Annotated in this window: 10 protein-coding genes; 8 read left to right on the top strand and 2 right to left on the bottom strand. The window is 64.2% G+C overall.

Annotated elements, in window-relative coordinates:
- Positions 1 to 20: 20 nt before the first annotated feature.
- Entirely contained in the window at positions 21 to 1247 is a 1227-nt protein-coding gene (locus tag AM2010_RS13310; protein ID WP_047807481.1) for a TIGR04063 family PEP-CTERM/XrtA system glycosyltransferase, read from the bottom strand.
- Positions 1248 to 1348: 101 nt separating this feature from the next.
- Here AM2010_RS13310 and AM2010_RS14240 point away from each other — a divergent pair, with 101 nt between their 5' ends.
- The 5 genes from AM2010_RS14240 to AM2010_RS13290 all read left to right on the top strand — a co-directional run bounded on the left by AM2010_RS14240 (position 1349) and on the right by AM2010_RS13290 (position 5425).
- Positions 1349 to 1516 carry a hypothetical protein gene (locus AM2010_RS14240; protein WP_156178744.1) on the top strand — a complete coding sequence of 56 codons (168 nt, stop codon included), beginning with the start codon at positions 1349 to 1351 and terminating at the stop codon, positions 1514 to 1516.
- Entirely contained in the window at positions 1509 to 2906 is a 1398-nt protein-coding gene (locus AM2010_RS13305; protein WP_047807480.1) for a DUF5935 domain-containing protein, read from the top strand. Before AM2010_RS14240 ends, AM2010_RS13305 begins: the two co-directional genes overlap by 8 nt.
- 63 nt (positions 2907 to 2969) lie before the next feature.
- Positions 2970 to 3419, top strand: coding sequence for a MaoC family dehydratase (locus tag AM2010_RS13300; RefSeq protein ID WP_047807479.1), 450 nt, complete (start codon positions 2970 to 2972; stop codon positions 3417 to 3419).
- 105 nt (positions 3420 to 3524) lie between these two features.
- On the top strand, positions 3525 to 4703 hold the full coding sequence (locus AM2010_RS13295) for an acetyl-CoA C-acyltransferase (protein WP_047807478.1): 1179 nt from the start codon (positions 3525 to 3527) through the stop codon (positions 4701 to 4703).
- A gap of 110 nt (positions 4704 to 4813) precedes the next feature.
- Positions 4814 to 5425, top strand: coding sequence for a DUF4126 domain-containing protein (locus AM2010_RS13290; protein ID WP_047807477.1), 612 nt, complete (start codon positions 4814 to 4816; stop codon positions 5423 to 5425).
- Between the two features lie 36 nt (positions 5426 to 5461).
- Here AM2010_RS13290 and AM2010_RS13285 read toward each other — a convergent pair whose 3' ends face one another.
- A complete protein-coding gene (locus AM2010_RS13285; RefSeq protein ID WP_047807476.1) occupies positions 5462 to 6706 on the bottom strand; it encodes a polyhydroxyalkanoate depolymerase in 1245 nt (414 codons plus the stop codon).
- A gap of 163 nt (positions 6707 to 6869) precedes the next feature.
- Between AM2010_RS13285 and AM2010_RS13280 the strand changes: the two genes are divergently transcribed.
- The 3 genes from AM2010_RS13280 to AM2010_RS13270 all read left to right on the top strand — a co-directional run bounded on the left by AM2010_RS13280 (position 6870) and on the right by AM2010_RS13270 (position 11932).
- Entirely contained in the window at positions 6870 to 8708 is a 1839-nt protein-coding gene (locus AM2010_RS13280) for an ABC transporter transmembrane domain-containing protein (protein WP_082132934.1), read from the top strand.
- Positions 8709 to 8862: 154 nt separating this feature from the next.
- A complete protein-coding gene (locus AM2010_RS13275; RefSeq protein WP_047807475.1) occupies positions 8863 to 11016 on the top strand; it encodes a M13 family metallopeptidase in 2154 nt (717 codons plus the stop codon).
- A gap of 106 nt (positions 11017 to 11122) precedes the next feature.
- A complete protein-coding gene (locus tag AM2010_RS13270; RefSeq protein WP_047807474.1) occupies positions 11123 to 11932 on the top strand; it encodes an undecaprenyl-diphosphate phosphatase in 810 nt (269 codons plus the stop codon).
- Positions 11933 to 11964: the final 32 nt, after the last annotated feature.

Below are 11964 nucleotides of genomic sequence, written 5' to 3'. Positions count from 1 at the left end.
CGTTGCGCAGGCCGCCCGCCTTACGCAGCGAGCAATGGCCCATTCGCACCACGAGCTAACAGCAGATGGTAAACGTCTTGATAACGACCCACATTGTGCGCCCAGTCGTGGTTCTGCGCCACATGGGCGCGAGCGCGGGTGCGCATCGCGTCCCAATCGCTACGGTCGCCCAGAAGCGCCGCCAGCGTCGCGGCACAGGCAGCCGGATCGTCGGGCGCGAATAGCGTGCCAGTGACGCGATCCTCGATCAGTTCGCGATGGCCGCCCACATCGGACGCGGCGACCAGCCGGCCCTGTGCCATCGCCTCCAGTGGTTTGAGCGGAGTGACCAGATCGGTCAGCCGGCTTTTCTTGCGTGGGTAGGCCAGCACATCGATGAGGGCATAGTATCGCTCCACTTCCGCATGGGGAACACGGCCGGTGAACCGGATCGCCCCCTGTGCCGCGCTGGCCGCAGCCTTTTTGCGCAAGGCTTCATCCATTGGCCCGCCGCCGACGAGGAGCAACCGCGCATCTGGCTCATGCGCCAGAACACTTGGCATGGCGGCGATAAGATCGTCCAGCCCCTCGTAATCGTAGAAGCTGCCGACGAAGCCGATCACCGGGCCATCGCCCAATTCCAGTTCGCGCGCCAATGCCGGATCGCGCGGCACAGGCGCGCCGAACAGCGACAGATCCACCCCGTTGGGGGACAGGCCGATCTTCTCAGGCGAAACGCCGCGTTGAATCAAATCGTCGCGCAGCCCGCGGCAAATGGTGAAGATCGCATCTGCCCCTGCAACGGCGCGGTTTTCCAGTGCCCGTGTCAGCCGGTACTTCAGCGACCCTTCGCGGCCGGTGCCGTTGCCGACCGCAGCGTCTTCCCAGAATGCACGAATTTCGTACACTAGCGGGATCGAATGGCGCCGCGCCGCCTTGACCGCGGCGAGACCGCATAGCGCGGGCGAATGGGCGTGAAGCACGTCCGGCCGCCATTCCTCGATCACGGCATCGATCGCTTCCGCCAGGCGCTCAATCTCGCGCCATTCGCGCATTCCCGGCAGACCGGATGCCGTTCCCGGCGTGCGATGGAAGGTGAGCCCTTCGACCGCTTCCATCGCCGGCCCCTCCGCCGAATGGCGCAGGCCGGTGACCCCCCGCACCTCCAGCCCGGAAGCCTGCTGGCTTTTCAGGATCGCGCGCGTGCGAAAGGTATATCCGCTGTGCAGCGGCAGCGAATGGTCGAGAACATGGAGCACCCGGGTCATGGGGCTGCCTGTTGCCATGACAAACTTAACGGCGCGTCAACCGGACCTTGCTAGGGCGCGGGAACACCTTCCCCGCGCGCCATAGCAAGGCAACTTCCGGTTTGATCGATTACTTCGCCCTTGGTCTGATCCACGCGCTGATCGCGATTGCCCTGCTGCGCCTGGCCGGACGCGACGCAACCGATCGCGACCCGGCGTTCAAGGAAGATAACGACGGCGCGGAGCAGCGCGAAGCCACCGATGGCGAAGGGAAAGCGCGCAATGCTTGATCTTGCGCTGTTCGGGTTCGTCATGGCGTTCTTCGCCATTGGCTTCCGGCGTCCGTTCGTCTGGGTTCTCGCCTATCTCTACATCGATATTCTCGCCCCGCAGAAAATCGGCTGGTCGATCACTTCGGCACTGCCGATCTCGCTGATCGCGTTCTGCGCCGCATTCGCCGGCTGGCTGCTGACCGATACCAAGAAGGGGACGCGCTTCACGTTTCGCCAGTTCCTGCTGTGCCTGCTGCTCGGCTATTGCTTCTGGACCACACAGACGGCGGATTTCCCGGTCGAGGCGCTGGAGAAATGGGATTGGGTCTGGAAAGCGCTGGTCTTTGCGATCTTCCTGCCATTCACCCTGTCCACCCGGCTGCGGATAGAAGGCGCTGCGCTGATCATGGTGCTGACGGCGGGCGCCATAATTATCAGCGCCGGGCTGAAAACCGCGCTGGGCGGCGGCGGCTACGCGTCGCTTTATTTCTTCGTCAACGACAACAGCGGGATGTACGAAAGCTCCACGCTCGCCACCGTGGCGATCGCGATCATTCCACTGATCGTGTGGTTCACCCGGCACGGCACGATCTTTCCGCCGGACTGGCGAGTGAAGCTGTTCGGCTATGCCCTGATTTTCGCCTGCCTGCTGATCCCGGTGGGAACCGAGGCGCGGACCGGCCTGCTATGCATTGCGGTATTGGCGGTGGTGGCGCTGCGCGATGTGAAACGCCGCTTCGCATTCCTCGCTGCCGGGGCCGCGCTGGCGGTGGCGGCATTGCCGTTCATTCCGCAGAGCTATTACGAACGCATGTCCACGATCGGCAGCCACGATCAGGATCAATCCGCATCGACCCGTGTCGCCGTGTGGACCTGGACGCTGAACTATGCCTCGGAAAACCCCTTCGGCGGTGGTTTCGACGCCTATCGCGGCAACAGCTTCGCCTACCGCCTGCCGGTGCTCGTGGAGCAGGGGAACACAACGGCGGTCGAATATCGCGACGTGATCGACAAATCACGCGCCTACCACTCCGCAATTTTCGAGATGCTGGGCGAACAGGGCTGGCCTGGATTGCTGCTCTGGGTATGGATCCACGTCCTGGGATTGTGGCAAATGGAATGGGTCCGCCGCCGTTGGCGCGCCCGCGCCGAAACCGACGGGCAATGGCAGGCTCCGCTGGCCAGCGCGCTGCAGGTCGCCCACATCATCTACCTGGTCGGATCACTGTTTCAGGGCATCGCCTATCAGCCGTTCATACTCATGCTGATCGGGGTGCAGATCGGCCTGTGGGCATACTGCAAACGCCTTGATTCGCGGGGACGGCAGGTCCGTCGGCTCGGATGGCCGCGCACGCCGCCGCGCGCGGCTGGCGATGCCGTAGCGGCACCGGAGGCCGCGTTGCGCTAGACCGCTGCATGCGCCATGAAGCCCGGGTTTCGAATTGAATCGAGGGTTCGTAAGGAGAGGCGTATGACTCCGCAGGAAATCGCGGAAAAGGTCGGCGAAAGTATCGGCACCAGCGAATGGGTCGAGATGAGCCAGGAACGGATCAACCAGTTCGCGGAAGCGACCGGGGACCACCAGTTCATCCATGTCGACGAGGAAAAGGCGAAGATGACGCCGTTCGGCGGCACGATCGCGCACGGGTTTCTGACCCTTTCGATGATTCCCTACCTCGCGGCCAATTCCGACCTGCCCCGGCCCGAAGGGGTCAAGATGGGCGTCAATTACGGCGGCAACAAAACGCGCTTCATCAACCCGGTTCGTTCGGGCAAGCGCATTCGTGGCCACTGGAAACTGGTTGAGATGGTCGAAAAGCGTCCCGGCCAGTGGCAGCAGACGACCGAGATCACGATCGAAATCGAAGGTGAGGAAAAGCCGGCCCTGATCGCGGAATGGATCACGCAGCTTTTCGTCTGAACGAATGCCACCCGCACTGCGCGGGGTCCAATTGCGGCCGGCGTCCGGATCGACCGCATCACTATCTGAAAGGCCCGGCCAGCGCCGGGTAACGAGAGGTTTGAAATGCGCAACGCAGTTATCGTCTCCACCGCCCGCACGGCCATCGGCCGCGCTTACAAGGGGGGCTTCAACGACACCAAGGGGGCCACGCTTGGCTCTCACTCGCTCGCACCGGCGATCGAGCGCGCCGGGATCGAGCCGGGCGAGCTGAACGATGTCGTCTGGGGTGCTGCCCTGCAACAGGGCGCCCAGGCCGGCAATCTCGCGCGCCAGGTCGCGCTGCGTTCGGGCTGCCCGATTTCGGTTTCGGGCATGACGCTCGACCGCCAGTGCTCGTCGGGCCTGATGGCGATCGCCACGGCGGCCAAGCAGATCATGGTCGACAACATGGATGTCGTCGCCGGCGGCGGGCAGGAATCGATCAGCCTGGTGCAGACCAAGGAAATGCGGGTCATGCCCGATCCTGAACTGATCAACATGCACGGCGCGATCTACATGCCGATGCTGCAGACCGCCGAAACGGTCGCCCAGCGTTACGGCATTACGCGCGAACAGCAGGACGAGTACGCACTGAAGAGCCAGCAGCGCACGGCCGCGGCGCAGGAAGCGGGCAAGTTCGACGACGAGATCGTCCCGGTCACGACGACGATGAAGGTCCAGGACAAGGAAACCGGCGAGATTTCCGACAAGGAAGTTACGATCGCCAAGGACGAAGGCAACCGGCCCGGCACCACGCTGGAAGGTCTTTCCGGCCTGCAGCCCGTCATGGGCCCGGGCACCACGATTACGGCCGGTAACGCCAGCCAGCTTTCGGATGGATCGTCCGCGAGCATCCTGATGGAAGAAAGCCTGGCCGAGAAGAAGGGCCTGACCCCGCTGGGCCGCTATGTCGGCATGGCGGTTGCGGGGACGGAGCCGGACGAAATGGGGATCGGCCCGGTCTTTGCCATTCCCAAACTGCTCGAACGCACCGGCGTGAAGCTGGAAGACGTCGGTCTGTGGGAACTGAACGAAGCCTTCGCTGTGCAGGTCCTTTATTGCCGCGACAAGCTGGGCATTCCCGACGAGCTGCTCAACGTCAACGGCGGGTCGATTTCCATCGGGCACCCTTACGGCATGACCGGCGCGCGCTGCACCGGACATGCGCTGATCGAAGGCAAGCGTCGCGGCGCGAAGTACGTCGTCGTCACGATGTGCGTCGGCGGCGGCATGGGCGCAGCGGGGATGTTCGAAGTGCTCTGATCGCACTATAACCCATCATTGCGCGGGCGGCGCATGTGTTCTTCCCGGACCGGGCCCGGCCGAGGAAGCAGCACATGCGCCGCCCGTTCGCTTTTGCGGGGAGAGTGGTCATGGGCGTAATGGAAATCATCGGCATCGCCGGCAGTGTCAGCCTGCTCGCGGGCTGGCGGCTGTACCTGTGTCTGTTCGCCACCGGGATCGCCATGCGCGCGGGCGTGCTGCCCCTGCCCGAACACCTGGCCGCGCTGGATGTATTGGCGAATCCATGGGTGATGGGCATCGTCGGCGTCGCCGCCGTCGCGGAATTTCTGGCCGACAAGATCATGTGGCTCGATTCCGCCTGGGACGCGGTTCACAGCTTCGTCCGCCCGGTCGGCGGCGCGCTGCTGGCGCTCGCGATCGTCGATCCCGCCGACCCTGCGGCGCAGGTGATCGCTTTCGTTCTCGGCGGCGGTGCTGCGTTTGCCGCCCATGCCGGAAAGGCCGGTGCGCGCGGTGTCGTGAACACCAGCCCGGAACCAGTATCGAACGTGGCCGTGTCCACGGTGGAAGACATCGCCACCGCCGGCCTGCTGTGGACTGCGTTCGAACATCCTTACGTTGCCGGTGCGATCGCTCTCGCCCTGCTGGCGGTCACCATCTGGCTGGTGCTGACCGCGCGCAGGATGATCCGCCGACTGTTCGGCCGGCCGACAGGCGGGCAGACACAGCCGCCGCCGTGATCCGCCTCACCGTCCCGGTCGCTCAGACCCGGGCGTTCAGGCCGCGGCTTTCAACTTCGCCGCACCGTGCCGTGCGATGAATTTCTCGACCGCAGGGGCGATCCTGGTCCGCCAGCGGCTGCCGTTGAAAATACCATAGTGGCCGGCCCCCTCGGCAAGGAAGTACTGCTTCTTCGCCTTGGCAAGGCCGGTGGCCAGATCGAGCGCAGCCCGGGTCTGCCCGATCCCCGAGATATCGTCGCGCTCCCCCTCGATCGCCAGGATCGCGGTGTCGCGGATCGCACCGAGATCGACCGGTTTGCCGCGGTGGACGAACGTTCCGTTGGTCAGCGAATGCTTCTGGAACACTTCCTCCACGGTCTGGAGATAGAATTCGGCCGTCATGTCACAGACCGAACGGTACTCGTCATAGAAGTCCTTGGTCGCCTGCGCACTGTCTTCATCGCCAATGGTGAGATGCTTGAACATCTCGAAATGGCTCATCATGTGCTGCCCCAGATTCATCGAGAGGAAGCCGGCAAGCTGGAGGAAGCCGGGATAGACCCGGCGTCCGGCACCGCGATGCTGGATCGGCACGGTCGCGATTACCGTGTGGCGGAACCATTCGATCGGCCGCTCCATCGCCAGATCGTTGACGGTCGTGGGGCTCTCGCGCGTGTCGATCGGCCCCCCCATCATCGTCAATGTCGCCGGCCGGCAGGGGTGTTCATCGGCGTTCATCAGCGCGGTTGCCGCCAGTGCGGGCACCGAAGGCTGGCAAACCGCCATCACGTGCGCGTCAGGCCCGATATGGTCGAGAAACCCGATCAGATAGTCGATGTAATCGTCCAGATCGAAGCGCCCTTCGCTCATCGGAACCGTCTTCGCGTCGGCCCAGTCCGTGACATAGACCTCGCAGCTTTCGATCATGCGCCGCACCGTGCCGCGCAGCAGGGTGGCGTAGTGCCCGCTCATCGGGGCCACGATCAGTAGCCGGGGTGCATCGGCGGGCAGGCCATCGCGCGCAAACCGCTTGAGATCGCCGAACGGCCGGTTGACGACCGTTGCTTCCTCGACAGCGAACGTCTTGCCGTCGACCTCTACCGTCTCGATCCCGAACGCCGGCTTTCCACGCGGCGCCGCTGCATGGGCAAACACTTCCAGTGCGCTCGCCGTCACCGGGCCCAGCCCCATATATCCTGCCGGAAGATAGGGGCTGGAGAGCATTTCCGCGCTCATGGAGGCCCAGGCGCTTGCCCCGCCCAGCCAGGCGCGTTGCAATTCATAGGCGTGGTAGAGCAAATCGTTTCCCCTGCTGGGCGTCTCGTGACGGACGCTTCCGGACACATTGTGCGCTGCACAGTGACCGGAGTAGTTGCATTGTGCAATGCATCATTTGGATATTCGTGCCCGAAACGCCAGGGGTGAGTGGATTTTGTGAACGGCTGCCGCTAGTCCGCGCGACATGGATGCGGACCCGCCCGAACCCGACGAACGCCCCCGCCGCGGCTTGCTGCGCCGCAGAAAAACGCCCGATGCGGAGGCGCGCGCCGCCCGTTCGCTCGCCCCGCTGAGAATGATCTTTCGCGAAGTGGTGCAATATCCCGGGCGAGTCGCGCTGGCCGTTTTCGCGCTGTTCGTGACCGCCGCGGCGACGCTGGCCATCCCGTGGCGATTCAAGTCGATCATCGACCGGGCATTCGGCGGCGGCGCAAATCTGGAAGAAATCGCGCATTCGTTCCAGTATCTGCTGATGATCGTCGTCGTGCTGGCGATCGGCACCGCAATGCGGTTTTACTTCGTCAGCTGGCTGGGCGAGCGGGTCGTGGCGGATATCCGTTTGAAGGTGCAGCGCAATCTCCTGCGGCTCGCGCCCGGATTCTATGAGGAAAACAGCCCCAAGGAAATTTCCAGCCGGATGACGTCGGATACCGCGCTGATCGAACAGGTGGTCGGCACCACCGCTTCGGTCGCGCTGCGCAATCTGCTGACCGCCATCGGCGGCACGGCCATCCTGTTCTATCTGGCGCCGACGCTGACCGGGGGGCTGATAATCGGCATTCCGCTGGTAATCCTGCCGATCGTCTATTTCGGCCGCCGCATCCGCACCGTATCCCGGTCCAGCCAGGATCGGGTGGCCGATGTCGGCGCGATGGTCACCGAAGTGCTCGCCGCAATGAAGATCGTCCAGGCGTTCAATCAGGAAGACCGCGAAGGCGGGCGGTTCGCCCAGGCGGTAGAGCGCACTTTCGCCACCGCACGGCGGCGCATCCTGTTGCGCGCAGCGATGACATCGGTCGTGATACTGCTGGTCTTCGGCGGCATCACGCTGGTCATGTGGCGCGGCGCAATCGCCGTCGCGAGCGGCGAAATCAGCGGTGGCACAATCGCGGCTTTCGTACTGACCGGCGGCCTGGTTGCCGGTGCTTTCGGCGCCTTGACCGAAGTCTATGGCGATCTGTTGCGCGGCGCAGGGGCTGCCAGCCGGCTGGAAGAACTGCTGGCGGAAAAACCGGAAATCGCTCCGCCGGCAAGGCCACTCGCGCTGCCCGAACCGCCGCGTGGCAGCCTCTCCTTCCGGGGCGTCAGCTTCCGCTATCCGACCCGCCTCGATGCGCCCGCGCTCAAGGATTTCACGCTGGAAATCGAACCCGGAGAGACAGTGGCGCTGGTCGGTCCGTCCGGCGCCGGCAAATCCACCGTGTTCCAGCTTGCCGAGCGCTTTTACGATCCGCAGGCGGGCACGATCCGGCTCGACGGCATCCCCCTGACGAGTGCCGATCCGGCCGATGTCCGGCGGCGCATTGCGCTGGTTCCGCAGGACGGCGTGCTGTTTTCGGCCAATGCGCGCGACAATTTGCGCTACGGCGCATGGGACGCCAGCGACGAAGCTATCTGGGAGGCAGCGCGCGCCGCCAATGCCGAGCGCTTCCTGCGTGATCTGCCCGACGGGCTCGATACTTATCTGGGCGAAAGCGGCACCCGGCTTTCGGGCGGGCAGCAACAGCGCCTGGCGATCGCGCGCGCTCTGCTGCGCGAGGCGCCGATCCTGCTGCTCGACGAAGCGACCAGCGCGCTCGATGCCGAGAGCGAGCAGCTCGTCCAGCAGGCACTCGACCGGTTGATGAGCGCACGCACCACGCTGGTGATCGCCCACCGGCTCGCCACCGTGCGGGCCGCCGACCGGATCGTGGTGATGGATGAAGGGCGGATCGTCGAACAGGGGACCCACAGCCAGTTGAGCGATGCAGGCGGGCTCTACTCACGGCTCGCAGCGCTGCAATTCGCAGCCGAGGCCGCATAAGCGGGACGCCGAAGCGCCACACTGCAAATTCAATCTATGAAGTTGCAACTGAAACCGACGAACGACCACGACGTTCGCGTTCACCCTTCTATGGTGGTAGTCAAAGGATCGTTGCATCCTTGGGGCTGACTGAAATTTCCGGGAGAAATCAAAGATGATTCGCACACTGCTCGCCGCGAGCGCCAGCGCGCTCGCGCTTGTCGCCACCGTACCGGCCACTGCGCAACAATCGACCTCCGCACCGGCCACCGCCACCGATGGCGATGAAACTCCGCTGCCCACCATGAGCTTCGGCGAATGGGGTTTCGATCCGGCCTATATCGACGAAAGCGCCGATCCGGGGGACGATTTCTTCGCTTATGCCAATGACAAGTGGCTCGCCGCCAATCCCTTGCCGGCGGAATTCAGCCGCTTCGGCGCGTTCAACCTCCTGCGCGAGAAATCGACCAGCGACGTGAAGGCCCTGGTCGACGAGCTGGTTGCCAAATCCCCTGCCAGCCTGTCCGCCGATGAGAAGCGGATCGTCGAGGCCTACGACGCTTTTCTGGACCAGAATGCGATCGATGCTGCCGGCCTGGCGCCCGCTCGCCCCTATCTGACTGCAATCCGTTCTGCCGATACCCACGCCGAAATCGCGGCGCTGTGGGGCACGCCGGGCTATTCTTCGCCGCTGGGCGGATTTGTAACCGTCGATGGCAAGGAACCGACCCGCTATTCGGTCTATGTCGCGTCGGGCGGACTGGGCCTGCCCGACCGCGATTACTACCTCGACGAGAGCGAGAAGGGTCGCGAGATTCAGAGCAAGTATCGCGAATTCATGGCGTTCCTGTTCGAACAGGCCGGTTATGCCGACCCGGAGACGACAGCACAGCAGGTCTACGATTTCGAAGACGCGATCGCCCGCACCGTCAGTTGGGACCGCGCCACCCGGCGCAACCGCGATCTGACCTACAACGCCGTAACGCCGACCGAACTGGCCGCGCTGGCCAACGGCTTCCCGCTTGACGCGTTGGTCGGGGCGATGGGCCTTGCCGAAACCGACCGCTATGTCATCTACGATCTTCCGCCGAGCGAAGCGGAGGCCGCCGAACTCGGCCTGACCGAAGAAACGCTGGGCAAGATCGGTGGCGGTACGCCTGCCATGACGGCCCTTCTCGCGCAGACGCCGGTCGAGGTGCTGCAGGCCTGGACGGTCAAGGAATTCCTCGAAGGCAATGCCGCCGTTCTGCCGAGCGCGATCGACGCGGCCGATTTCGATTTCTTCGGCCGCACGCTGACCGGCACGCCGGAACAGCGCCCGCGCTGGAAGCGGGCGATTGCGGAAACCGAAAGCCTGTTGGGCGAACTGGTCGGCGCTTCCTATGTCGAGCGCTACTTCCCGCCCGAAAACAAGGCCGCGATGGAAGAGCTGGTTGAAAACCTGCGGAAAGCGCTGGCCAACAGTATTGCCGAAAACGCCTGGATGAGCCCGGCGACCAAGCAGGAAGCGGTCGCGAAACTGGAAAGCTTCGATCCCAAGATCGGCTATCGCGACAACCTGGAAACCTACCCCGGTCTCGCGATCACGCAAGGCGACCCGCTGGCCAACCGCATGGCTGCCGCGAAGTGGCAGTGGCAGGACATGGTCAAGAAGCTTGGCGGGCCGATCGATCGCACCGAGTGGGGCATGCTGCCGCAAACAGTGAACGCCTATTACAACTCGACCAAGAACGAGATCGTCTTCCCGGCTGCGATCCTGCAGCAGCCGTTTTACGGGATCTCTGCCGATCCGGCGGTCAACTACGGCGGCATCGGCGCGGTGATCGGGCACGAGATGGGTCACGGTTTCGACGACCAGGGATCGAAGTCGGATGCCAGCGGCGCGCTGCGCAACTGGTGGACCGACGCCGACCGCGCGGCTTTCGACAAGCTGGGCGATGCGCTGGTCGAACAGTACGGCGAGTTCTGCCCGCTCGACGATGGGGAAACCTGCGTCAACGGGCGGTTGACCCTGGGCGAAAACATCGGCGACGTCGGCGGCCTCAGCCTCGCCTATCGCGCCTACAAGCTCTCGCTGGGCGGGAAAGAGGACAAGGTGATCGACGGCCTGACCGGCGACCAGCGGTTCTTCCTCGCATGGGCGCAGGTCTGGCGCTCGCAGCAGCGCGAGGACAACGCGCGCCAGCGTCTGCGTACCGATCCGCACAGCCCAGAGGAGTACCGCGTCAACGGCGTCGTGCGTCAGATGGACGCCTGGTACGACGCCTTCGGCGTGACGCCTGAAGATGCGCTCTACCTTCCGCCGGAAGATCGCGTCCGCATCTGGTGATCTGCCAGCTCGATTCGCCCCCGGCTGCCATGCCGGGGGCGATTTCCCGCCCGTGGGCGGCATTAGCGTTTGACACACGCCGCAGCCTTGTCATGAGCCCGTCCCGATGAGCCTGACCCTGACCGCAATCCTGCTCGGCATCCTTGAAGGACTGACCGAATTTCTCCCCGTATCCTCGACCGGGCACCTGATTCTGGCGCAGGCGTTCTTCGGGTACGATCCCGCGCAGTGGCGGCAGTTCAATATCGTCATCCAGCTCGGCGCGATACTGGCTGTCGTGGTGACGTACTGGAAAACCTTCTGGACGATGGGCCTCGGCTTCCTGAAGCTGGAGAGCGAAGCCCTGCACTTTGCCCGGAATATCCTGCTCGGCTTCATTCCCGCCGCGATCATCGGGCTGCTGGCGAAAGACGCGATCGACATAATGCTGGGCACGCCGCTGGTTGTGGCCGTGGCGCTGGTTATCGGCGGTATTGCGATTCTGGTGCTGGAACGCACCATTCCTGCACGTGAGGATGTGGGCGTTGCCGGCCTGTCATGGAAAACGGCAATCGCAGTCGGCTTCGCACAATGCCTTGCCATGATTCCGGGCACCAGCCGCTCGGCTGCGACGATCCTCGGCGCGCTGGCGATGGGCGTCGGACGCAAGACCGCAGCCGAGTTCTCGTTTTTCCTCGCCGTGCCCACCATGCTCGGCGCAGCGACGGTGAAGATATTCGACGAGCCGGCGCTCCTTGCCGGAGAGGCAGCCGTCGGCTGGACGGAGATCGCCCTCGGCTTCGTGGCGTCGTTCCTGGTCGCGCTGGTCGTGATCCGTGCATTCGTTGCCTATGTCAGCCGGCACGGTTTTGCCCCGTTCGGATGGTACCGGATCGCCCTCGGCCTCTTCGCGCTTGGATGGTTCACCCTCGGCTGACCGGTCGAACCGGGCGTTGCGAACGCGCAACT

The organism is Pelagerythrobacter marensis (assembly GCF_001028625.1).
In the GTDB taxonomy this organism is placed as follows: domain Bacteria; phylum Pseudomonadota; class Alphaproteobacteria; order Sphingomonadales; family Sphingomonadaceae; genus Pelagerythrobacter; species Pelagerythrobacter marensis.
The sequence above is the reverse complement of the archived record's forward strand: the minus strand, read 5'-3'. Positions and strand labels throughout refer to the sequence as shown.